The organism is Rivularia sp. PCC 7116, assembly GCF_000316665.1.
In the GTDB taxonomy this organism is placed as follows: Bacteria; Cyanobacteriota; Cyanobacteriia; order Cyanobacteriales; family Nostocaceae; genus Rivularia.
Genome location: NC_019678.1, coordinates 4,323,798 through 4,348,284, shown reverse-complemented (window position 1 = coordinate 4,348,284; position 24,487 = coordinate 4,323,798). Strand labels below are relative to the sequence as shown.

General features: G+C 35.8%; 16 protein-coding genes. 13 read left to right on the top strand and 3 right to left on the bottom strand.

Annotation, left to right across the window (positions count from 1 at the left end):
- The first annotated feature begins 182 nt into the window (after window positions 1–182).
- Complete coding sequence (locus RIV7116_RS16920; protein ID WP_015119520.1) at window positions 183–2,420, top strand: pentapeptide repeat-containing protein; 2,238 nt, start codon at window positions 183–185, stop codon at window positions 2,418–2,420.
- Between the two features lie 441 nt (window positions 2,421–2,861).
- Here RIV7116_RS16920 and RIV7116_RS16915 read toward each other — a convergent pair whose 3' ends face one another.
- The 3 genes from RIV7116_RS16915 to RIV7116_RS16905 all read right to left on the bottom strand — a co-directional run bounded on the left by RIV7116_RS16915 (window position 2,862) and on the right by RIV7116_RS16905 (window position 5,480).
- Window positions 2,862–3,542 (bottom strand): hypothetical protein, encoded by a 681-nt coding sequence (locus RIV7116_RS16915; protein WP_015119519.1) that lies wholly within the window; start codon window positions 3,540–3,542, stop codon window positions 2,862–2,864.
- Window positions 3,543–3,630: 88 nt separating this feature from the next.
- Window positions 3,631–4,803, bottom strand: coding sequence for a molybdopterin-synthase adenylyltransferase MoeB (gene moeB, locus RIV7116_RS16910; protein ID WP_015119518.1), 1,173 nt, complete (start codon window positions 4,801–4,803; stop codon window positions 3,631–3,633).
- 212 nt (window positions 4,804–5,015) lie between these two features.
- Window positions 5,016–5,480: a Mov34/MPN/PAD-1 family protein gene (locus RIV7116_RS16905; protein ID WP_015119517.1), complete on the bottom strand. Its 465-nt coding sequence runs from the start codon at window positions 5,478–5,480 to the stop codon at window positions 5,016–5,018.
- Between the two features lie 1,790 nt (window positions 5,481–7,270).
- Here RIV7116_RS16905 and RIV7116_RS16900 point away from each other — a divergent pair.
- The 12 genes from RIV7116_RS16900 to RIV7116_RS16845 all read left to right on the top strand — a co-directional run bounded on the left by RIV7116_RS16900 (window position 7,271) and on the right by RIV7116_RS16845 (window position 24,157).
- Window positions 7,271–8,698 (top strand): sugar transferase, encoded by a 1,428-nt coding sequence (locus tag RIV7116_RS16900; protein ID WP_015119515.1) that lies wholly within the window; start codon window positions 7,271–7,273, stop codon window positions 8,696–8,698.
- Window positions 8,699–9,020: 322 nt separating this feature from the next.
- A complete protein-coding gene (locus tag RIV7116_RS16895; protein ID WP_015119514.1) occupies window positions 9,021–11,222 on the top strand; it encodes a polysaccharide biosynthesis tyrosine autokinase in 2,202 nt (733 codons plus the stop codon).
- Window positions 11,207–11,752 carry a serine O-acetyltransferase gene (locus tag RIV7116_RS16890; RefSeq protein ID WP_015119513.1) on the top strand — a complete coding sequence of 182 codons (546 nt, stop codon included), beginning with the start codon at window positions 11,207–11,209 and terminating at the stop codon, window positions 11,750–11,752. The genes RIV7116_RS16895 and RIV7116_RS16890 overlap by 16 nt, the downstream gene beginning before the upstream one ends.
- A 129-nt stretch (window positions 11,753–11,881) precedes the next feature.
- Entirely contained in the window at window positions 11,882–13,096 is a 1,215-nt protein-coding gene (locus tag RIV7116_RS16885) for a glycosyltransferase family 2 protein (protein WP_015119512.1), read from the top strand.
- A gap of 159 nt (window positions 13,097–13,255) precedes the next feature.
- Window positions 13,256–14,548, top strand: a complete 1,293-nt coding sequence (locus RIV7116_RS16880; protein WP_015119511.1) for an O-antigen ligase — start codon at window positions 13,256–13,258, stop codon at window positions 14,546–14,548.
- A gap of 97 nt (window positions 14,549–14,645) precedes the next feature.
- Window positions 14,646–15,653 (top strand): glycosyltransferase family 2 protein, encoded by a 1,008-nt coding sequence (locus RIV7116_RS16875; RefSeq protein ID WP_015119510.1) that lies wholly within the window; start codon window positions 14,646–14,648, stop codon window positions 15,651–15,653.
- A gap of 120 nt (window positions 15,654–15,773) precedes the next feature.
- A complete protein-coding gene (locus RIV7116_RS16870; RefSeq protein ID WP_015119509.1) occupies window positions 15,774–16,814 on the top strand; it encodes an NAD(P)-dependent oxidoreductase in 1,041 nt (346 codons plus the stop codon).
- A gap of 167 nt (window positions 16,815–16,981) precedes the next feature.
- On the top strand, window positions 16,982–18,241 hold the full coding sequence (locus tag RIV7116_RS16865) for a glycosyltransferase family 4 protein (RefSeq protein WP_015119508.1): 1,260 nt from the start codon (window positions 16,982–16,984) through the stop codon (window positions 18,239–18,241).
- A gap of 442 nt (window positions 18,242–18,683) precedes the next feature.
- The gene (locus RIV7116_RS16860; RefSeq protein ID WP_015119507.1) at window positions 18,684–19,820 is read left to right on the top strand and encodes a glycosyltransferase family 4 protein; all 1,137 of its coding nucleotides are present in this window, start codon (window positions 18,684–18,686) and stop codon (window positions 19,818–19,820) included.
- Between the two features lie 112 nt (window positions 19,821–19,932).
- The gene (locus RIV7116_RS16855) at window positions 19,933–20,613 is read left to right on the top strand and encodes a DapH/DapD/GlmU-related protein (protein WP_015119506.1); all 681 of its coding nucleotides are present in this window, start codon (window positions 19,933–19,935) and stop codon (window positions 20,611–20,613) included.
- Window positions 20,614–21,173: 560 nt separating this feature from the next.
- Entirely contained in the window at window positions 21,174–22,517 is a 1,344-nt protein-coding gene (locus tag RIV7116_RS16850; protein WP_015119505.1) for an oligosaccharide flippase family protein, read from the top strand.
- A gap of 437 nt (window positions 22,518–22,954) precedes the next feature.
- Complete coding sequence (locus tag RIV7116_RS16845) at window positions 22,955–24,157, top strand: glycosyltransferase family 4 protein (protein ID WP_015119504.1); 1,203 nt, start codon at window positions 22,955–22,957, stop codon at window positions 24,155–24,157.
- The last annotated feature ends 330 nt before the right edge of the window (window positions 24,158–24,487 follow it).

The following is a 24,487-nucleotide window of genomic DNA, read 5'->3' as shown; positions in this document are numbered from 1 at the left end:
AATGTCCTCAGCTAATTTCGTGTTGCTACATCTCCAATTGAAGTTTGGTAATGGGTAATGGTTATAAATCATAAATTACGGTGAATTGCTCGCTACATCAGTAATTCTGCTATTTTTCTATTTACTATTGACGCTTATAAACGCACTAAGTACATTAGTACTATATAGATAGGTGTCAAAATATGTATATTCCAAAAATCACTCTTTCCTATCAAGACGAAACATCGGATAAGGTGTACGAGGTTGAAATGGTTTACCAGGGTTGGGAGTCTTGTCTGGTGAACTTTGCTTATGGGAGAAAGGGAAGCAAGTTGAAAACGGGGACAAAAACGGAAAGTCCCGTTACTTTTGAAGAAGCGGAAAGGATATTTAATTATTTAGTCAAATCAAAGCAAAATAAGGGATATAGAATTGCAAAAAGCGAGCATCAATCTTTATTAGAAGTATCTTTATCCGATAGACAATCTATTGTTAATGAGATTAAGAATAAACAGGTAGAAAATGTATTAGCAGAATTTGAAAAAGAAGGATTAAATAAACAGGAACATTTACAAGGTTTAGATTTAAGTAACCTGAATTTTAGAAATGCTGACTTAAGTAATTGCAATCTTAGCAAAACTAATTTAGTTGGAGCAAATTTAATCGGTGTTCATTTTCAAGATTGTATTTTAGAAGGAAGTAAAATTGATGAAACGACTCAAATAGAATCAAAATGGCGATTATTCTGGGAATTGATTAATTCAGGTGGAGAAAATAGAGATTTACAAGGTGTTGATTTGAGCAATATTCAAATTACTAACCTCTTACTCGATGAAGTTAATTTAACTAACGCTAATTTAGAAAATGCTAATTTAAGTCAATCCAATTTATCTAACTTTATCTGTAGAAACGCTAATCTGAAGAATACAAATTTATCTGGTTCTAGTTGTCCCCTTTATTTAGATAATTCTTGTTTAGAAAATGCAAATTTAAGCGATACATTTCATGATGAAGCTCGTTTAAAAAATGCTGTCTGTGTAAATGCAAATTTTAGTAGAGCTTGTTTTGATGGTGAATTTATAGATTTGGAAAATGCTGATTGTAGAAATGCTAATTTTACTGAAGCATCATTAACTGGAGGGATTCTCAGCGGTGCTAATTTTGCAGGTGCTAATTTTACACGTGCGAGTGATTTAATTGAATTTTTGGGTTTGATGAACGAACATGAAGTTACCAAACCTGTTAATTTTCAAGATACCAATTTTTCTCAGACAGATTTATCTGGATTCAAGATTCATGAAGTCGTTCACGATATAGCAGAAACGCTTCAATTGATTAATTGGAAGGGATCTATATTTAACGAAGTTAATTTAGAAAATGCGAATTTATCAGGTTTAGATTTAAGTCACTGTTCTTTTGTTAAAGCTAATTTAAAAGGTGCGAATTTAGAAAACTGTAATTTAGCTTATGTTGATTTTGCAGAAGCTAATCTTGAAGGAACTAATTTAACCGGTGCTAATCTCAAAGGTGTGGTTTTAGAAGGAAGTAAAATTGATGAAAGCACTGAAATTGATATTAAATATAGATTGTTATGGGAATTTATTAATTTAGGTGGAGAAAATCGTGATTTAAGAGCTGTTAATCTTAGCGGTATTGAGATTCATTTTACAGACGATTGCGATGAAGATTCAAGAATTAAATTAAACGGTGCTAATCTTGAAGGAGCAAATCTCAGTCAAGCAAATTTATATAATTTTGATTTTAGCAATGCTAACCTAAAAAATGCTGACTTAAGTGGTTCTGAATTTGCTTTTTTGGATGGAGCTTATTTGAATGGTGCTAATTTAAGCGATACCCGGTTTGACGAAGGTTATTTTGATAATACAAGCTGTATAAATGCAGATTTTAGTCGAGCAGGTTTTGGTGGTGAATGGGTACATTTTGAAAATTCTAACTGTACTAATGCTAATTTCCAGGAAGCAAGATTTACTCTCGGTAGTATAAACGGAGCTAATTTTAGTAAAGCGAATTTTTCAGGTTCGTTGCGTCTATATAATTTTTTTGCTGGAAGTTATGAAGAACCTTTAACTGAAGAGGTAAACTTTCAAAATGCAAATTTATCAGAAACCGATTTAAGAGAAGTAGATTTTAGTTTAATTAATCTAATTAATTTAAAACTTGTCAGATTTAATGAAGCTAATTTAGAAAATGCTAATTTATCAGGTTTAGATTTAAGTCACTGTTCTTTTGTCAAAGCTAGTTTAAAAGGTGCGAATTTAGAAAACTGCAAACTAGATTATGCTGATTTGACGGAAGCTAATTTAGAAGACGCTAATTTAAAAGGGGTTAATTTTAGTAAAATTAGCTCTGCTGGAAATATCAAAATTAATGAAAATACTCAAATTGATAATACATGGAAAGATAAGATTGGTAATTGGTAGTTAGTAATTGATAATGAATGCGTAATAATAGAAAATTATGAATTAATTTGTATTTAAACAAAAATCATAATTTAACCATTTATTTATAGGGGAGGCTGTTGGCGATGCAGATTATCTTTCCGCAAAACTGCCGTTGCTGTGACGGTTATGAAAATCTATTAAGGTAACAAAAAAATTTGAATTTACCGTCACGCAGCAATTGGGAAAAAGATGGTGCGTGACGGCATTATGTAAATTGTTTGATTATGCTCGATAATTTATTTTAGCCGTCACAGCACCCTACAAATATCGCAGCCCTCACATGCCATTACAAGAAATAATTTTATTTTTTGATCAAATGTAACTATTGATGATATTATAAAAATATAATGGGAATACGTGCGCCTATATATGGTCTATTTTATAAATAGTTAACTGCTAAAAATCAACTAAAACTAATATTTACCTTACCCAAAGCATTTGATTGCCACCTTTCTGAAATTCGTAATTAACTTTCTTCAATTCAACTTGCAATCCACAAGCAGTTAATTGATTGATTACGGCTTCGAGATGGGGAGAAGTTTCACCACTAAATTGAGTTACTACGGGAAAGATTCGCACCTCGGAAGCAACTCGCCGCATTTCCACAATTGAGGAAACATGGAAATCGGTTGATAGGATGTTGGAATAAGTAAAAAGAAAATGAGCGCATAATGCTAAATCGAATTTACCATCAGTGAAGGGAAGATTTGGTAATTCTGATTTAACGTAGCGTTTTTGTAAAATACCTTGAGGAAAGTCAGCGAGAAATTTATGCATAGCAGCCATTCTGACTTCTCCTAACTCCGAAGGAGAAGCAATATCATTCCAAACAAATTTTTCTGGAGTTTCTTTAACACCTTCGATTATCTTGGAGTAAGTTTGTTGAATGCGGCTTTGAATTTCTTCAACAGTAAACTGATAGATAGGATCGCAGGATATAACTTTACCACCGAGTTGCATCATCTCAAGATTAAAACTCGAAGGTCCTCCGCCACAATCAACTATATTTAACTTGAGTTCGTCTGATGTTAAATCAAACATCTTAACGTACTCATCAAAACAACGTCCCCAAGGAACTACATTTTCTAACTTTACAGCCATTTTATGAGTTGGTATAAAAGTTAGTGGTTAGTGGTTAGTTGTTTATTTACTACTAACTACTAACTACTAACTACCAACAACTAACAACTTAATAAGTCGGAATCGAAGAATCCACTTCCTTACTCCAAGCTGTGATACCACCTTTAACATTGGTACCTTCAATTCCAGCTTGTTTGAGAATTCCTAAAGCTTTCGCGGAGCGTCCGCCCATTTTACAATGAGCTATGAGACGATGCCCGTTGAGCATTTCTTTTACTTTTTCAACACCAGAACCATTTTCAATTTCCCCTAAAGGAATTAAAACGGAACCGGGAATTTTAGCGATTTCGTATTCGTGGGGATTGCGAACATCTAGCAGCAGATAATCTTCCTTACCGCTATCTATTAACTCTTTCAAATCCCCGACAGTCATTTCTGAAATATCCATTTGCTGTTGCGCTTCTTGTGCTTTTGCTTGAGGAATACCGCAGAACTGTTCGTAGTCTATCAGTTTTTCGATGACCGGACGCACGGGATTGGGACGTAATTTCAATTCCCGGAAACTCATATCAAGGGCATTGTATAACATCAAGCGTCCGCTGAGGGTGTTACCTTGACCGATGATAATTTTTACCGTTTCGGTTGCTTGAATGGTACCAATAATTCCACATAAAACGCCCAAAACTCCACCCTCAGCGCAGGAAGGAACCATTCCCGGCGGTGGTGGCTCGGGGTATAAATCGCGATAGTTAGGACCACCTTCGTAGTTAAATACCGTAGCTTGTCCCTCGAAACGGAAAATTGAGCCGTAAACGTTGGGTTTATCTAATAACACGCAAGCATCGTTTACTAAATACCGAGTCGGGAAATTATCGGTACCATCCACCACAACATCATAAGGTTTGAGAATATCGAGAGCATTTTCGCTACTCAAACGAGTTTCGTACAAATCAACCTGACAATCGGGGTTAATTTCATGAATTCGGTTTTTTGCAGATTCAATCTTGGGTTTACCCACCCAAGAAGTACCGTGAATCACCTGACGCTGCAAATTAGAATGATCGACAACATCAAAATCAACAATACCGATTCTTCCGATACCAGCAGCAGCCAAATATAACAGTAAAGGCGAACCCAGTCCACCAGTACCAATACATAAAACAGCAGCAGCCTTCAAACGCTTTTGTCCCTCCAACCCAACTTCAGGTAGAATCAGGTGGCGGGAATAGCGTTCGTAATCGTCCTTCGTCAGTTGGATTTCATCCAAGTTGGGATTGAGCATAACAAATTGGGACTTGGAGGAGCAGACTTTTTATCCTACCGAATAATGGGTTAATTAGTAATTAGTAATTTGTAATTCGTAATGCATTTTTTGGGAATTGGGAATTGGGCATTGGGCATTGGGCATTGGTAATTGGTAACTGCTACGAATAATTAGAGGTAGATAGGAATTGTTTCTTGCTCCCTCCCTCACTCGCTCACTCCCTCTTCCCTCTACACTTTCTCCTCAACTCTAATTTCTTCCTGCTGAAACTGAGAATTATCATCAAGCACCCAACTAAAAACGTCAGTTGGTTGACCTTTTTGTACGGAAACGATGATATATGAATATTCTTGCCAAGCGTATTTACGGTCAAATTCTGAAGGTATGGCTGGATAATCGGGATGGGAATGAAAAATGCCGATTATATCAAGATTGCGTTCTCTGGCAGTTTTCTGTAGCTGCAACATTTCTCGGGGCGCTATAGTATATCTGCGTTTTTTGCTGCGATCTGAGTCACTGCCAGAAAAATCATCTGCTGCGTATGAATCCCAAGCGTTTTGGGTAGGAATGACTTCAACTACAATTTTACTATCGCAAGATATACTGCCTAATACTACACCGCAACATTCATCTGGATAAGCGCTTTCGGCATGGTTGTTGATTATTTGTAAATGGTGTTTGTTAAGTCTAATCATATCGAGAAGAAATAGTTATTCTAATAAATTAAGGTTACAACTACTCTTGTGCGCTTAGAAGATTATCTATAGTTGTGAGAGTGGGAGAGGAGTAGTACACAAGTTAGGGGCAAACAAGTCTGCCATTCTGCCTAAAACCCTCGAAACAGAAGGTTTTTCTCGCTGCTTTGTTCTCTTTATCCTAAGCAGATCGGTATCTCCACTACATAGAGCAGCTTTTCAATAAACAAATGGTCATTTAGTGATACTCAAGATATTTTTCTCTGGCAGTAATAAATTTTACATTAATTAAACGATGAAAATTCGCATACTTTTTTTAGCTGAGAAATAAAAATTGATAGAGTACGCAAGTAAAGGATTGTTCTAAGTTGTAGAAAACAACTGTGGTAGCTGTTAGTTTTAAATGCCTATCTGGTTATTAAAATATTTGGATTACAGCAATCTACACATATACTATTTCTTGTTAAATGAATATGCATAAAATTGTAATTACTATGATTTACATCACTTTGGATGGTCAATACTACTATAGGATGCTAATCAAGTCTATAAATTTATAATATAAAATTAAGCTATATTTAACTACATATAAGCCACACAAAGCTCTTTAAATAGTTGAAATTATTCATATTATAAAAGTACCAATTTGAGAAAATTTACAAGCAACGGAAAATTTTTTACCACTTGTTAACCGCAACCGATATACAGAATTGATATGAAGACTTTATAAAGAAGCATAAATCAGTTGTAAAAGGATACAGCTGGTGTTAATATTCCCTTAGTCAGTCCAGTAAGAAATGATACTCAAGCAATTAGTGATAATACACTTTGTTTGAAGTATTCAATTATTACTTCTGTAACAGAAAGCTTTAAGCTGTGTTACATATGTGCTTGCTGGAAATCAAAAATCTTTGCAGGGTGTAGCGCTTTCGGTGATTAATTAGCAATCAACTCCCAAGTATTTTTATTAAGAGTTGAGAATAGGTAATGATTTAAAATCATTCAAGCTATAAATCCGTAAGTATTGAAAATAGTTTAACTGACGGGATACCTCTTTCTTTGAATGTAATAATCCTCTTTGAACAACCAGTGTCATTGTTCAAAAGGGTAGATTTTAACATCATAGAATGGTTGTTCCATTGATATAGGCAAAATATTTTTTTCAAGTTTTGTAGGCATAATTTTCTTAAAACCTGTTGCGGTGTTTCTGAATCCAACTGGATTATTTGTACTTATCTAGCTATTTAGGTAACTAGATTGACATATGTATTGAATCCACTCAATACTCTGAGGAGCCTTGATTTTTTTCTAATACCAAAATTTAGTGTTAGGAAAAAGGTAAAAATATTCACTATTGATGATTCAATAACCAGTATTAATAGTATTGACGTTACTGAATTATTTAAGTTAAAAAATGGGGTGTTTGAATGAAAAAAATAGAAGAGGTCAAGCTTATACAAGCTAGTTTTGATAAACTTCCAGTCTATACATTGATAGATTCTGTTGCCGAAATATCATGCTTTTTAGAGGGTGAATGGTTGATAAAGATGTTATCTCAACCTAACAAATATGAAATTTCTGCATAGTTTCTATTCTTATATCTTTGCAGTAAATATTATTACAGTTATCAACACATATATTTCATAACTGTGCGGTTCCTAATTAAAGCTGATAATTAGTTTTGTGTTCTCTAATGACTGTAATTAAGTACTTAAAAGATATTTAAATTTTCTAGAAGTTCAGTTCTATTTTTTCTACCAAGTTAACGATATATCAAGGTCATAGATATTGTGGAATTCAGAACTTTACCTGTTAAAAACTATAAATTAGATTTGAGGTCTGCTAGAGGTACTAGACTTCAAAGAGGACTATTAATCAGATTGCTGCGAGTTGCAACCTTGATGTCTTTTGATACTATTGCTCTTACCTTGGCTTGGAATATAGCATTAGTATATGGAACGTTTATAGACTCTCCTTGGACGCAAAATCAATATTTTATCTTTTTAATTTTGCTGATTGGAATCGGCGCGATCGCGAACAAGGGGCTATATGGATCGGGTTTGCATCGTCGTAATTATTTAAGCTTGATAAATGCAGTATCCTCATCAAATATTTTTTTGTTGATTATTGCTTTTTTTTATGAACCGGATAGCTATTTATCTCGTTCGATTTTTGTGCTATTTTGGTTATTCTCGGTAACATTTACATGTTCCGGTAGGATCGTTTTCGATGTATCTACTAGATTACTTCGCCATCGAGGAGTTATCCGTCATTCAGCTTTTTTAATCGCTGAGACGACGGAACAAGAAACTTATAATAGAATTCTTCAAAAACAAGATTGCTACAAAGTACTCGGTAGCGCCGATGCTAGCTGTCTTGATTTGAGCAACCGCGAAGCAACCTTTAATTACCTGCGTCAACAGGGAGTTGAAGAAGCTTTCGTAAGTTGGAATTCAATCAAAAATAGGCTGTATGTTTGCTGGAATTTTCAAACTGCTGGGGTGATTTTAAGAATATTGCCTAGTTTAAGCGAATTTAGCCATCCAAAATCACAAATGACAATGGTTGGACAAGTTCCCTGTATGACGATTCCAGCGCCGATTATTGCAGGTAGCGATTTTTGGCTGAAGCGATGTTTTGACCTTTTTTGCGCTTCCGTACTGCTATTTTTCTTATCTCCGATTATGATGGCGATCGCAATTTCGATTAAGCTAGATTCCCCAGGCTCTATATTTTTTAAACAGAAGCGAGTCGGATTACATGGAAAATATTTCCACATTTGGAAATTCCGGACGATGGTAAGTAATGCAGAAAAATTACAAGCATCTTTAGAAGCTAAAAATGAAATCAAAGATGGGGTACTTTTTAAAATGAAAAATGACCCCCGCGTTACTAAAGTTGGTAAATTTTTACGCGCTTACAGTTTAGATGAACTACCTCAAATTTTTAATGTTCTACTTGGAGAAATGAGTTTAGTTGGTCCTCGCCCTTTACCTACTAGAGATGTAGAGAAGTTCCATAAAAAGCATTTTATTCGTCAAGAAGTTTTACCAGGTATTACTGGACTGTGGCAAGTTTCCGGTCGTTCGGATATCGAAAACTTTGAAGAAGGAGTGCAATTAGATATGAATTATATCGAAAACTGGTCGCTGTGGCTGGACATGACAATTTTGCTTTCAACTGTAAGGGTTGTATTACAAAAGAGTGGAGCCTATTAATAGTTGATAGTTGACAGTTAAATTTAGAGGTGGGTATTAGTTACCCGTCTCTAACCTGCAACTTTCAACAAATTTTACTCTCAAGCAGGCTTCGTTTCGAGCAAACACCTTCCCGCCCATGCAACAACTCGATTTCTGGATGTCATCCGAACAGAAATAAGCCGTTTTGTGCCACCAAGCTCAACTTCTCAGTACTTTAGGCTCTATAAAAGCCATTAAGTAAAATAGATCACCTTAAAAAACAAAATTTGATTGTATTTTGTATAGTTAACATCCTGATATCAATATCCATTCTAAATATAAGCAACCTCCGCAAATCAAAATGAAAAATAAAAACAATGCTCAAGAAATAGATATTCAGCAATATTGGCTAATTGTGAAACGCCGATGGTTATTTTTAGTAGCAGCGATGTTAGGTTCGATAGGTTTATCGTGGCTTCTAATCTTGCGACAAAAACCTGAATATCAAGCGACTGGATTACTATTGTTTAAATCCGACAGAATTTCATCGCTAACCAAAGCAGGAGAAAAAATTGGGGATTTAGAATCTTTAATGCGCGAAGGTAATCCTTTAGAAACCCAAGCTGTAATAGTTCAATCTGAGCCAATTTTACAAAAAGTAATTGATACTTTAAATCTCAAGGATGACGATGGTAAACCTTTAGAGCCAGAAGCACTAGACTTAGAAATTGAACCACTTGTAGGAACGGATGTAATCAACGTTTCTTATACCTCAGATAAACCTCGATTAGCAGCATCAATCGTTAATCAGGTAATGGAGTCTTATGTTGATAACAATATTGAGTCAAATCGCGCTCAAGTTGTTGCTGCTGGCGAATTTCTCAAGAAACAGGTACCGCTATCAAAAATAGAATTAGAGCAAGCAACACAAGCTTTACTTCAGTTCAAAAATAAAAACCAGGTTATACAGCTTCCCGAAGAAGCTACTGCTGCAATTCAAAATATTAGCACCTTAGATGGGGAAATCAATCAAGCAAGAGCATCCCTAGCAGAATTAACTGCTCAAGAATCGCAACTAGCCAGCAAACTAGATTTTTCTGCAAACCAAGCTGTTGAAATTACTTCTCTAAACCAGATATCTGGGGTACAAGAAGTTTTGGGCGAATTGCAAAAAGTGCAGACTCAATTAGCGTCAGAAAGAGCAAATTATACCTCAGCACATCCATTAATTAGAAAACTAGAAAATCAAGCAACTCTGCTCCAATCATTATTACAGCAGCGAAAGCAAGAGGCATCGGGAAGGCAGCAGAATATTCCTAACAATCGCTTGCAGATTGGAGAAATTAAACAATCTTTAGTGAATCAATTAGTTCAGGTACAAACTCAAAAAGATGGCTTACAAACCAAGCTGCAAACTTTAACTAATATTCGCGATAATTATCAGCAAAAATTGGCGATTCTTCCCAACTTGGAAAAACAGCAGACAGAATTAGAGCGAAGATTATCCGTAGCACAAACTGATTATGAAAATTTAATCACTAGATTACAAGAAATTGAATTAGCAGAAAAGCAAACAATTGGGAATTCTAGTATTATCCAAAAAGCACGGGTTCCGAAGAAACCAAGTCTTTCCAAAATGACGCTTTTACTAGCAGGAGGAGGTGTATTTGTCGGCTTGTTATTTGGTATTGCGGCTGCATTTACTGTCGATTTAATCGATAGATCGCTGAAAACTGTCAAGGAAATTGAAGGCTTTTTCAACTACACTTTAGTTGGGCTAATTCCTAAATTTGAGCCTGATAGCAAATCAACTGATTCAAACCCAATTGTTGATACTATTTCACCCAGAATTATTGTTGCTTCTTCTCCTCGCACGATGATTCATGAAGCCTATCAGATGCTTCAGGCAAATTTAAAATTTATTAGCCACAAAGAAGTGCGGACAATTGCAGTTACAAGTTCGGTAGTTGGTGAAGGTAAATCCGAAGTAACTGCGAACTTAGGTGCTATCCTTGCTCAAGGCGGACAACGAGTTTTAATCGTCGATGCAGATATGCGTCAGCCAATGCAGCATCATTTATGGGGTTTGATAAATTCTGGTGGCTTAAGCAATGTCATTGTTGGACAAGATGAACTTTACCGATGCCATCATCAAGTTACTGAAAACTTGTCGGTATTAACTGCGGGTGTTCAACCTCCAAACCCATCAGCTTTAATTGATTCTGCTGGTATGGATTCTTTAATTCAACAATTATTGCCAAGTTACGACTATATCATCTTTGATACTCCTCCTTTGGCTGGAACACCCGATGCCGCAGTTCTCGGAAAGATGGTAGATGGCGTATTACTCGTAGCTCGTCCCCGAGTTGTAGATTCTGCTAGTGCGACTGCTGCCAAGTCTTTATTAGAACGCTCCGAAGCTAAGGTGTTAGGAATCGTAGCGAATGCAGTCAACGTTAAGCAGGAGCCTGAAAGCTACTTCTACTATTCCGAGCCGCGAGGTTCAAAAAGTACAAACGAAACCCAAACAGAGGTTGAGAGTAAAGAATGGGTGAAAAAGTAGAGTTTAATTTGAGTTTGTGGAAACAGATCGAAGAAGACTGGATTGCTCACGGTTGTGATTGGACTAAACCAGGATTTAGAGCTGTAGCCATTCATCGTTTTGGGGTTTGGAGAATGAAAATTAATTCCAAACTCCTTCGGGCACCTTTTAGCATCTTGTACAACTTTTTTTATCGTAAAATTCGTAACACTTATGGTATCGAATTGCCTTGTACCGTCGAGCTAGGAAGAAGAGTAATTATCGAACATCAGGGAGCAATTGTAATTCATGGATATTCTAGCATCGGCGATGATAGCATTATTCGCCAAGGAGTAACTTTAGGGAATCGATATTTAGAGTTTCCCTTAGAAGCTCCCAAGTTAGGAAAACAAGTAAATGTAGGGGCTGGGGCAAAAATTTTCGGGAATATTTCTATTGGAGATCGAGCAAATATTGGTGCCAATGCTGTGGTTTTGACAGACATTCCATCAAAGTCAACAGCAGTAGGAATACCAGCTAAAATCTTGAAAAAAGAATGCTCACAGACTTAATGATTTCATAGATAGCACAAAACTATCTACTATTTGTTTTTGAAGAGTGCATCTACCTCATATTATGTATTATTGAATACTTTTACATGGTAATCAAAGATTAACGAATTCATCTATTGTAAGGAAATAATGTACGAATTAACTTTCAAACTTATAGCTCTATATGCTATTAAGTTTATTCTAATTTCTCTGTCATCAATTATATTTATTGTCTGTTTATTTTTTCTGCTTGAATCTGCTGCTGCCTCAATATCCAAAGATTTTTCTGTCTATAGAGATAAATGGCAGGATACAAAAATTACAGTATTGATACCGGCACATAATGAGGAGATTTCTATCGCATCAACTTTAGAAACAATTATCCCAGTTTTGAAAAAACAAGACGACGTAGTTGTAGTTGCTGATAATTGCAGCGATAGAACAGCCGAGATAGCCCGCTCAATTGGTGCGACGGTAATTGAACGTTTTGATTCACTTAATAAAGGTAAAGGATATGCTTTAGATTATGGTTTGCAGTATATGGAAGCAGAACCACCCGATGTAGTAGTAATAATTGATGCTGACTGCAAAGTAGAACAAGGAGCCATCGAACAATTAACAGAATGCTCTATTTCCACGAATCGCCCCGTTCAAGCAAGTTATCTGATGGTAAAACCAGATAATTCTGTGTCTTCTAAAGACTTTGTTTCGCAATTTTCTATCATTGTCAGAAATTTCGTTCGTCCATTGGGGCTAAAACGCTTGGGAGTACCGAGTCCTTTATTAGGTACTGGTATGGCTTTTCCTTTTTCAGTAATTCGTTCGGTAAATGTAGCCAGCGGTCATTTGTTAGAGGATATTAAATTAGGATTAGATCTGAATTTGATTGGACATAAACCAATCTTTTACCCGCAAGCTAGAGTAACAGCTTATTTGCCGTCATCTTCGCAAGCAGCAAAAAGCCAAAAAACCCGCTGGATACACGGTCATTTACAAATTATCCAAACTTATATTCCAATATTACTTAAACAAGCTATACTGCAAAAAAGGTTTGATTTATTACCCAGTATTTTAGATTTATGCATTCCTCCTTTGACTCTGGCTGTAATGACTTGGTGGGGTTTAATGACTATTTCTCTAGTATTTGCCTTGTTCCAAGGATTATGGATGCCCGCTATCTTGTCACTAAGTGCGGGATTATGTTTATTCGCAGGATTATTTTTAGCTTGGGCTAAATTTGCCATTAATTTAATACCTCTGGATAAACTTTTAGCTGTTCCTCTATATGTGTTGGGTAAAATTCCAGTCTATTTAAAATTTATAGTCGCACCTCAAAAAGCGTGGGTTCGTACAGAAAGAGAATAAATACAGACTAAAACTAAAACTTTTTACTTCAAGAAAAAGTAATTAGTTAAATACTATTCTTAACCTCTCTCCTTTACAGGAGAGAGTTAATTGACAAAAAACGCTTTACATTAGTGGGGAAAGAGCAATAGTTTTCGAGCCGAAGGGTAATTATAACCAATGACTCAACAAATATTCAGTCAAATTATTAGACTATTAGAAAAAAGTTTTATATTTATAGGTTTAACTTTCTTCAGCGGAGTATTCGGGGTAGATTCTTTAGGTATTGTGCTTCCACAAAGTATTGTTTCGTTATTCAGATTCTCTACTTGGGGAATATCAGCATTTTTAGTATTACTCCTTTGGCAAAATACGCTAATCAAAATCAGTCAAAATTTACTACTATTTATTTTAGTAGCTATAGCTTATTTTTCATTTATTTGGTCGCAATTTCCAGATGTGACATTCTTTACTTCAAGAGATATCTTGATGACTACCTGCTTCGGTCTATATTTTGCAACAAGATTTAGTTTAAAAGAACAAGTAGAATTAATTGCATTTACTTTGTTAATCGGAGCTATAGCTAGTATATTTTGTGTTGTTGCATTACCTAACGTCGCGATTCACTCAGATGTCCATGCAGGAGCGTTAAAAGGATTATACGGGCATAAGAATCATTTTGGTGGCATGATGATTTTGATGTGCTTAACATTTTTTGCACTACCGAAAGAAAATCTCAAAATATATAAGTATTTTGGGATGATGTTTTCAGTTTTCTTGATACTGCTTTCAACTTCTAAAACTTCATTAGTTATTTCTTTATTATTAATATCAATTGTCTTCTTCTATAAAAACTTTCGCTGGAAAGGCAAAATCAGCGTAGTTTTACTAGATGTTGGCATATTAATTTTAGGGTGTGTCAGCATTTTCGTTTTTGCTTATTGGGTAGAGCTTTTAACTGGTTTGGGAAGAGATGCAACTTTAACGGGAAGAACTCCTGTTTGGGGAGTAATGATTTCAAGATTAATGGAAAGACCATTCTTTGGTTATGGACGTGGAGCATTTTTTGCTCCTAAAAGTGCTTATGCATTTGAAGCTGGTCAAGCAATCAAAACTGGCTGGATTCCACCTCACGGTCACAATGGTTTTCTCGATTTAGCTGTTGATGTTGGTTTCGTTGGTTTAGCATTATTTCTGATTACTTATTTGGTCAGTTTTGCTCGTGCATTAAAGCGGGCTTATACAAGCCATAATCCAGAAGATTTTTTTCCTTTAACTTTTTTATTACTGTTGATAATGAATAATGTCACAGAAAGTTTATTAATTTATCAAAGCAATATATATTGGGTCTTATTTCTGACTACTACTTTCACTTTGAGTCAAAAAGAATCTATTAGTGAAGATAATGAAGATGAAGAGATGGAAGAAAATTATATGATGCATCAAAGGCATTCATATTCTAATCATAACTAAAATAAAACTTAAACATAAACTTACACTTAACAGTTTTTACTGTGTTTGATAAATCTTGTTGCACAATGTGCACAATAATTAATTTATGGAGCTATAGATGAATTCAATAGGGGTTGTAGTTATCGGGCGTAATGAAGGTAATCGTCTTAAAGAATCTTTACTATCGGTTGTAGAAGAACAAACAACTGTAGTTTATGTTGATTCGGGTTCGACAGATGATAGTGTCAAAATTGCTCGTTCTCTTGGAGTCTATGTAGTCGATTTAGATTTATCTATACCATTTACTGCCGCTCGGGCAAGAAATGCTGGTTTTTCTTATCTTTTAGAGTTAGAACCGGATACCGAGTTTGTTCAGTTTGTAGATGGAGACTGTTTGGTTGCTCCCGGATGGTTGAAAATTGCCCAAAGCGAATTAATCGCACATCCCGATGTTGTAGTTGTATGCGGTCGTCGCCGCGAAGAATTTCCCGGAAGCTCTGTTTATAACTTGCTTTGCGATGTGGAATGGAATACTCCTGTAGGTGAAGCACAAGCATGCGGCGGTGATTCCATGATGCGAGTAGCAGCCTTTAAAAAAGTAGGAGGTTTCAATCCGACTTTAATTGCTGGAGAAGAACCAGAATTATGTGTCAGGTTGCGTCGAGAAAAGGGTCGCATCTTACGTCTGGATGCGGATATGACATACCATGATGCTAAAATCCTCCGCTTTAGCCAATGGTGGAAACGCGAAATTCGTAACGGTCATGCCTACGCAGAAGGTATGTGGCTGCACGGTTCTAGCCGCGAACGACATTGGGTAAGAGAAAGCTTAAGGTGCTGGTTTTGGGCTTTCTTTTTGCCTGTAATGGCTTTAATAACTTTGGTGCCTACTCAAGGATTGAGCTTTTTGTTGCTTTTGATAGTGTATGCTCTATTAGCTTTCAAAGTTTACCGAATGACTCTAAATAAAGGCTTTAAGTCAAAAGATGCTGTTTCTTACGCCATATTTTGCGGCGTATTAGATAAATATCCTATATTAATCGGTCAGATCAAGTTTTTTATTTCTAAGCTATTAAAACGACAATCCACTATTGTCGAGTACAAAAATACTATTTCTGCTAGTTGAAAACAGTAAGAATTAATAAAATTAGGAAAATTATTGGCATTAACACAAATTCTCAATAATTTAGATCCCTTTTTTTATGTATTTACAGATTTCAAATACTTTAAATGAGACGATGACTATATGAAATTATTAGTTACAGGTGCATCAGGATTTTTAGGACAGTATGTTGTCGCCCAAGCATTGCGAAACGGACATCAAATAAGCGCCGTTGTTCGTCCTCAGACAAACGAAAAACGCTTAGTTTGGCATAATCATCCCAACGTTGAATTTATTCGTCTTGATTTGTTAAATAAAAACGGCATCTCTGATGCATTAGGGCTTGTAGATGCTGTAATTCATTTAGCTGCGGTTAAAGAAGGAGATTTTAATACTCGATTTGCCGGTACTGTAACCGCTACTCAAAACTTGCTTGATGCCATGCAAGCAGCAAATATTATGCGGCTGGTTAATATCAGTACCTTTTCAGTGTATGATTATTTTCGTAGTCCATTAGGAACTACTCTCACAGAAGAATCACTGATTGAAAGCAACCCTTTAGAACGGGATGAATATGCTCAAACCAAACTAATTCAATCAGAATTAGTACGAAAGTTTGAACGAACCCATAATGCTCGGGTTACAATTATTCGTCCTGGATTAATCTACGGGAGAGATAACTTATGGAATTCTCTACTCGGTGGAAAATTAACTAAAAATCTATGGTTGCGAATTGGTGGTTATGCCACAATGCCATTGGTATATGTCGAAAATTGCGCGATCGCAATCGTTCAGGCTGCGGAGCGCAATCAAGCAATCGGTCAAATTATCAATATTGTTGATGACAACTTACCAACTCAAAGAGCTTATGTTAAAAAATTAAAAAAGTATAAATATCCTCTACCTAAAATGGTTCCAGTCAATTGGACGCTTATGCGTGCAATAGCTTGGACAATTTGGAAGTGCAATAAAGTCATATTTAAAGGAAAAGCAAAATTACCTGGAATTGCAAATCCGGTAATTCTAGATGCTAGATTTAAGCACTTCCGCTTCAGCAATGTCCGTGCAAAAGAGATTTTAAACTGGAAACCAAAATACTCCCTTGATACAGCACTACAACGCAGTTGCAGTAACGAGGAACTATTACAGATTGAAGAGTGTAAGGAATTAGAAATAAAGAGCTAGAAAATAAGATTTGTAAATATTCAGCCTTGCTGCTGCCTATTTAATTTGTATACAACAGCCTTGGTGTCCGACAGCACCACAATAATTTTAATTTTTGCTGAAATACGATGGCGACTGTATATCAGCTTAGTAAGTGCTAACTACTCACTGGTAACTATTAATAAACTATGCGTATTGCTTATTTAACTGGCGAATATCCCAGAGCCACAGATACTTTTATTCAACGAGAAGTTGCCAATTTACGCTCGATGGGGGCTGATGTACATACATTCTCGATTCGTCGCACCGGTGATGAACATATTGTTGGAGAAGAACAAAAAATAGAGCGCGATCGCACTTTTTATATTCTCCCTCCGAATATTATTGATTTAACTTTAGCGCATCTAAATTTACTATTTAATTTTCCTGGTAAATACCTAGAGAGTATAAGGCTTGCATGGTCTATAAGTCAACCTGGATTGCGAGGCGCATTCTATCAGCTCTTCTACTTTTTGGAAGCTGGGATTGTTGCTAACCAAATAAAGCGCAGACAAATTGAACATCTACATAACCATATTGCTGAAGCTAGCGGTACAGTAGCAATGCTGGCAGCAAAAATGGGAGGTTTCAGCTACAGTTTCACCTTACACGGACCTTATATTTTTTTTAAGCCGTATCAATGGCGACTTGATGAAAAGATAAAGCGGGCGTTGTTTGTCAGTTGTATTAGTAACTATGCTCGCAGCCAAGGAATGATTTTCGCACCCATGGAAATGTGGAATAAAATGCATATAATCCATTGCGGAGTAGATCCCTCTTTATTCGATGTAGTTTCTCATCAGCAACAGGGTACAAGATTACTTTATGTAGGTAGACTAGCAGGAGCGAAAGGATTGCCAATTTTGCTCGAAAGTCTAGCTATTTTGAAACAGCAACACCCTCAAATAGTATTAACTGTAGTTGGTGATGGTTCAGATCGAAAAGAGTTAGAAGATATGACATTTAAGTTGGGATTAAGCCAGAATGTAGAATTCGTTGGCTATAAATCTCAAGCTGAAGTCAGAGAATATTTTCAAAACACCGATGTATTTGTAATGTCGAGTTTTGCGGAAGGAATACCGGTGGTGCTAATGGAAGCAATGGCTGCTGGTGTACCGGTGGTAGCTACTCAAATTGCAGGCATTAGCGAGTTGGTGGAAGATAGCATTAATGGCTATTTAGTTCCACCTGGAGATTCTAAGGTTTTAGCGGAGCGAATCGAAGACTTACTAAAAGACTACAAATTAAGAGCAGCTTTTGGTAAAGCCGGACGTGCAAAAGTTGAAATAGATTTCAACATATACCATGAAGCAGCAAGACTTCATCGAGTCATGAATAGTGCTTTACAAAATCGCGTAGAGTCAATTCGTCCCGAATATCAGGAAAAGCAATTTTCTTTGACAAAATAATTACTTTGGAAGTTAAAACTAAGCACGGGGAAAAAATTTCTGTATCTAATATGAATTAGATAAACCTGCCTGGATATAGGAATAAACTAAAAGCTATAAAAGGATTGCTGTTTGCATATTGCTCTATTAAAACATATTCGTACAGCTTCCTCCATAGCCATGCTTGTTTAAATAATTTGCCCATAACTTTCTATATTAATTAATAAATTCATCAAAACTTTAAAATAAAAACATCTGATTTACTACCGGATAAGCTGTTTTTTATTTATAGTGTCTATTGAGTAAAAAAAAATACTTATAAGTAGTATTTTTTACTTTCGCCAACAAAAAATAGCCAGAATCTTTTGTTAGCTTTATAACTTTTATCAGCTATTTTTCTTCAAGAAGAATAGTTACAAAATGACACGCCTCTATCTAGTAAATAAAATTCAAGGATAAAAAAGTGAACTACCATATAGCACTTAATTCAGTAGATGATATAAAAACTTTTGCCATTAAAAACCAATTAGGACAGCACCCCGCTCATGTAATGTGGGACATGAGTCAAGTTCTAAAAGCTAACATTCATCAGCCAATCGATGTAGAAGTTTTGCCAAAAGATAGACGTTTAGCAAGAATTTTTGGCTTTCCCGAGCATTGGGCTTTAGCGCGTAAATTATCGGAACAACTTGATAGTAATGATGTTATATATTGCGATGGCGAACCTTTAGGTATCCCTATTGCGACTCTTTGCAGTCAAAAGCGTAACCGACCTAAAATAGCCGTACTTTTTCACAATCTAAATCGACCGAAAGGTTTGCTAGCTTTGAATTTACTCAAGTTCGCCGACTCAATTGATTTATTTGTTACGGGTACTACGCCGCAAGAAAACTTTCTAAAACGTTACTTAAAATTATCAGAAAATCGTATTTTCAAAATTGCTTACCATCCATCGACGGATACATCTTTCTTCACTCCTAAACCACCATCACATAAAAAGGTACGCCCTTTAATTGCTAGTGGTGGCATGGAAAAGCGGGACTATGAAACTTTGGCTAATGCAACTCAAGATATGGATGTTGATGTCAAAATATGTGCTTTTTCACCTAATAGAACTTCATCCAGAGTCACATTTCCTAAAGTCTTGCCAAAAAATATGTACCGTGGATTTTACGAATGGTGCGATTTGGTACAACTTTATTGCGATGCTGACCTAGTTGTTTTACCTCTTTTAAAGAATAATTATCAAGCTGGGCTAAGCACTTTGTTTGAAGCGATGGCGTGCAGGAGACCTATTATTATTACTCGTTCGCCAAAACCTGGAATTATCAATCAATTGATTGACTTAGGCATAGTAACTGGTGTAAAAACTGGCGATAGCTTAGAATTGAAGCAAGCAATTAACAAACTTTTACATAATCCTCAACTTGCCGAACAACAAGCTCAATTGGGTTATGAATTTGTACGAAGCAAACATAATAATGCCAAGTATGTTCAAGATTTAACTACAAAGTTAATTTCACAATTTGGAAATATAGATAACACTCAACTACTAGTTGAAACAAAACAGGATAAATTGCAATCATTTACTTATCAATAAAAATTCCTGTCAGTATTTGATGCATTTATTTAAATCAATATACTGAATATGATTCCTATCTGTGTCAGCAAGACTATATCTCGCAATATCTCGTTTTATAAACTTACAGACTATGACTACTGCACAATTTGATGTTGATTGGAAGTCTTATTCAAGACCACCTACCAATACATCCCGTATTTTAGAAATTATTGCATTTTCCCTTGCCGGATGGATTCCCCACCCCGTTGGAAGCCTATTGAGAAAGCTAATTTATCCTTTAACCTTGGCTCGTATGGGTAAAAAAGTAAGCATTTTTCAAGGCGTTGAACTTATTGGCGCTGGCGGCATAGAAATTGGCGATCATGTTAAAATCCTGCGGAATACACGCTTAGAAATTAAAGATGCTAACAGTTTTATATTTCTTGATAACAGAGTTTGCATAGATTGCGGTGTAGATATTCGGACGGCGGGTTCTGACTGCTGGATCGAAATTGGCGAAAACTCTTACCTTGGACCTTATGTATGTATGGCTGGGCCTGGTAATATCAAAATTGGCAGAGATTGCCAAATTGCTTCACATAGTAGTTTATATGCGAACAATCATAGAGATTATGGGCTAAGCCGCGAAGGTATTCACATCGAAGACAAGTGTTGGATAGGTACGGGAGTAAGAATATTAGATGGAGTGACTATTGGTAGGGGAAGTGTGATTGGGGCTGGTTCTGTTGTCACAAAAAATATTCCTCCTGGTTCTATAGCAGTTGGAGTACCCGCTAAGGTGATTAAATTAAGCAAAAACGGTGCAGCTTAGTTCTTTATCGCAATCCTGAAAATATTACTGGTTAGCAACCCCAGACTAATCAAGTACTCCACCAAGGAAACTATGCGGAGTGAATAAGGAAATAACAAAGTTTTTTCTCCCCCCTCTCTAGCTTTACCCGGCAATTTTGGCTTTTTAGAGTACTAGTACCGCTTCGCGGAAGTAAGAAGTAAGAAGTTTGATTTTCTAGGCTTTTCAGCCATTTTTAATGGTTGCCTTATTTACGCCGACTTATACTAGTTACCTTTTTCAAAACTTTTTAGTTAGTTTAAACTCGAAAGCTTGTAGAGACGGCAATAGTATTGCTTCGATACAAGCTTCTTACCTTTTTCTTATCAGTTAACGCTACCATCGTAATGTATAAGCAACGAAGACATTCCTTGAATTTAAAACGTAACCGTACCAAATTTTGGATAAAAATTTTCTATCCTGGCTTTTAAATGAAAGATAATATAAAATTCCTAAATCTTAGTTAGAAATCAAATATCTTCAAGTTTCTTCTTTAAAGCGGAAGGTAAATCCAAAATCGTATATCTGGAATATAAAATTAAATGACATCCTTAAAGCAACGTGCCATTCGTGGTGCAATTTGGACAACTGCGGGTTTTGGAGGAAAATACATTCTCCGATTTGGGAATAATTTAGTTTTGACTCGTCTGCTACAACCAGAGTTTTTTGGTTTAATGGCTCTAGTTACAACTTTTAGAATGGGTTTAGAGCTATTTTCAGATATTGGTATTTCTCAAAATATAGTTAATAGTAAACAAGGTGATGACCGAGATTTTTTAAATACTGCTTGGACTTTACAAGCAATTCGGGGTGTAATTATTTGGCTAATTTGCGTAGTATTTATTACTTTTCCTGCGTCATATTTCTATAATGACAAACGTTTATTAATGTTAATCCCGATTTCTGTTCTGTACTCGGTTTTTGAAGGATTTAGCTCTACTAGCATTCATACTCTTCATCGACGTATGGAATTAGGTAAGCTTTCAATCTACGAACTCGCATTGCAAGTAGTTTTCTTTGCCACTTTAATTATACTGGTTTACTTTTATCCAACTATTTGGTCATTAGCAATTGGAAACGCTCTAGCAGGAGTATACAAATTAGTTAGCAGCTTTTGGTTAATACCGGGCTATGTTAATCGCTTTGCGTGGAATAAAGAAGCAGTTAAAGAAATTTTATCCTTCGGTAAATGGATGTTTGCTGCATCTGGATTAATGTTTGCAGCCGAACAATCAGACCGCTTAGTTTTAGCTAAGTTACTATCATTTAAATTATTGGGTATCTATACAGTAGCTTATACTTTGGCGAGTATTCCCAAAGAAGTAATTAGACAGCTAAGTCATAAAGTTATTTTTCCAACTATTTCTAAACAGCGAGATTTGCCGAGAAAAATTTTAAGAGGCAAGATTCTTAAACAGAGACGATTAATATTATTAGGATGTGGAGTTATCCTAGCTGCATTAGTGACAGTTGGTGATTTGATTATTGGCTTACTTTACGACCAAAGATATATTGAAGCTACTTGGATGATGCCTATTTTGTGCTGCGGCATGTGGTTTTCTTTACTGTTTTATACGATTAGCCCAGCGCTTCTAGCAATTGGCAAACCTCTATATTCAGCACAGAGTAACTTTGCCCGATTCGCAATCATCATCTTAGCCGTACCTACTGCAAATCAAATATTCGGGGTGATAGGTGCTATCGGTGTTATTGCATTCAGCGATTTACCTTTGTATATAGTCAATCTTTACGGACTTTGGCACGAAAAGCTATTTTGCTTTGCTCAAGATTTGCAAACAACTGCCTTTTTTATCGGTATTCTAACTTTATTTATATTTATTCGCTATAGCTTAGGTCTGGGATTCCCAATCGATCAGCTAATTTAATTAGGATTTATGCAAACAGTATTTCACGAAGGAAGAACAACCATACTTTAAAAACGTGGGTAGCAAATAATGACGCATTATTTCCGAGCCACTACGTGTCTTGTTCGCGAAGCGTGACTTTATGCTTAATAAATATTTATCTTAAGTGGACTTTAAACCCACAACTGAAGCGCGCAGCGTGCCCTCTAGTAAAGCGTCTCGGAAAGGAGATAGGGCATAGTTTTTTGCATGAATGCCTTCTTCTTTCTTCCTTCTAACTCCAACATATTTTGTAAGTGCAAAGAGTAATTTGTACCTATTTGTAGAAAAATTATTTTTTTTCAAATCACATAAATACAATTTGAGGTTCCTTGGTAAATGTATTATAAAATACTTATTAAGTAAGGAAATATAAGTAAGATAAATTACTTGTAAATCCCAATACCCAAAGATAATAAATGCGTCTTTTAATTATTGACTATGCTGGAGATTTTCGCGAGGCATATCACAAGATTCATAAGCATGGAATCGAAACCTATCATAGTCACAAATATGTAATTGATACTGCGAGCAAAATTAGCCAGCAAATTGATGAAGTAACATTAGCTTGTTGCAACAGTAAGCAAGTATATAACGAAAAAATCGAACCCAATTTGCGAGTCATTGCTGGAGGATTTGAACCCTATCAAAATCCCAATAAAGTTTTAGAAATTCTCGAAAGTCAACAACCGACTCACTTAGTAGTTAGATTCCCCATGAAAGATATTTTGCTTTGGGGAATCAAGCATCAAGCCAAAATAATGGCATTATTTGCGGATTCTTTTATATCAGTAGATTGGAAAACACGTATTCAAAATTATACTTTTAAAAAAATATTAAACCATCAGCAAATAGATTGGGTCGCTAATCATGGATTAAACGCTAGTTATTCTTTACAGAAAATAGGAGTAAATCCTGACAAAATTATTCCTTGGGATTTCCCCCATCAAATTACTCCACGAACATTTAATGTTAAGAAGTTAAAATCAAGTTTCTCACCTAAAAAATTAGTTTATGTAGGGTCGATTAGGGATGATAAAGGTGTGGGTGATATTCTCACAGCAATAGCAAAACTACGTCATACCCAAGCAATAAATTTAAAAATAGCTGGTAGTGGAGAGATTGAAAAATTTCAGCATCGTGCAAAAGAGTTGCAAATAAGCAAACAAGTCGAATTTTTAGGACAAATACCTCAAAAACGGGTAATCGAATTAATGTGCGATGCTGATGCAGTTGTTGTTCCTAGCTGGCATGAATATCCAGAAGCATGTCCATTTACAATTTATGAATCCTTATGTACTCATACTCCGATTATTGCTTCTGACCATCCTATGTTTCGCGGCAATTTAATACATCGTCAAAATGCAATGATATTCCCAGAGCGCAAACCAAAGTTACTCGCTCAATCGATCCAGGAATTATTTAGCTCCGAAGAGTTGTACCATCGAATATCCCTCAACAGTGAAGCCTCATGGGAACATTTACAAATGCCCGTTAAATGGAGAGAATTAATTACAAGTTGGCTATTCGACTCACCAGTCAATCAAAAATGGTTAAGCGATCGCAGTTTATCGTCAGGTTTATATAATCAACCCAAACTCAAAAGCTGTGTCTTATCTTAGAAAATTTTCAGACAATTAATCTTGTAGAAGAAATCAGTTCCATAATTCAACTGGAGTTTAGACTGAAACTTCAACGATTTACCTTTATATATATAGTCAATCTTTACGGGCTTTGGCACGAAAAGCTTACTTTGCTCAGGATTTCCAGACAACTGTCTTTTTTGTCGGTATTTTAACTTTATTTATATTTGTTTTCTATAGATTAGGTCGGGGATTGCCAATCGATCAACTAATTTAACTGGGATTTATGCAAACAGTGTGTAACTACAACAGGACTTACGCAAGGACTATGTGTTTGCGTCATTATTCCCTGTGCGCTAGCCGAGCGTC